Raw genomic sequence first — 726 nt, 5'->3', positions numbered from 1 at the left:
GCCTCGCAAACTCGTAGCTGCCCTCAAGGTAGTTCGCAAGGTGATTCGCCGTACTGAACACCTCGAGTTTCACTTTCTCGTCATTGGATTGCCGGAATGACTTGATGGCGCCATCGAGTGCAATCAGATTCCGGTGCGTGGTGGGATAGTTGCCATAGCCGTTCTTCTTGTCGTACTTGCCCGCCGGGACGTAGGTGTCCAGCAAGCGCTCCTGATGCCAGTGGATCAGGGCGGCGAGGTCTTGCGCAACGCCGGCGGGGTCGTCCAGTGCGATGATGGCGGCCTGCATGCCAGGGCTGCGGCGGTGGCAAGCTGATTGGGTGGCATCGGTCCGCCCTGCGCGCCCACTAAAGTTGGGCGCGGAAGGCGGCATGAAGGCGCGCGGGCCGATGGCTGCCGATCTGGCGACAGGCACGTAGTCGGCCACGGTGGTGGCCAGGGCGTCGATCGGCACCGCATGGGGCGTGTTGCCGCGGCCATTGCCGGACGGCTTGCCCGGGGAGATCTGATGCGCCTTGGCCCACGCGCCGGCGTCAAACGGACGCATGTGCAGTTCCCGCAGCGGCTTGCCGGCGGCTCCTCGGTGCGCGTCCATGACGGTCCGCGTCCATTGCACGTCGGAGTAGCCAAACCAGACAATGCCAGCCTGCGTAGCATCGGGGATGCCGATGCAGCCAGCCAGTTCCACGTGTCCGGCGTCACTGCAAGGCTTGAGCGATCTTGAGC

The 726-nt window shown here is 64.7% G+C and carries 1 protein-coding gene; it reads right to left on the bottom strand.

Going from position 1 to position 726, the window contains the following annotated elements; translation table 11 throughout:
• Positions 1-688 (bottom strand): toxin VasX (locus AB4Z27_RS29225; protein WP_441646008.1); only part of this gene is annotated, 688 nt, incomplete at its 3' end.
• Between the last annotated feature and the right edge of the window lie 38 nt (positions 689-726).

This window comes from Cupriavidus sp. KB_39, assembly GCF_052114485.1.
Taxonomy (GTDB): Bacteria; Pseudomonadota; Gammaproteobacteria; order Burkholderiales; family Burkholderiaceae; genus Cupriavidus.
This window is presented reverse-complemented; position numbering and strand designations above follow the sequence as displayed.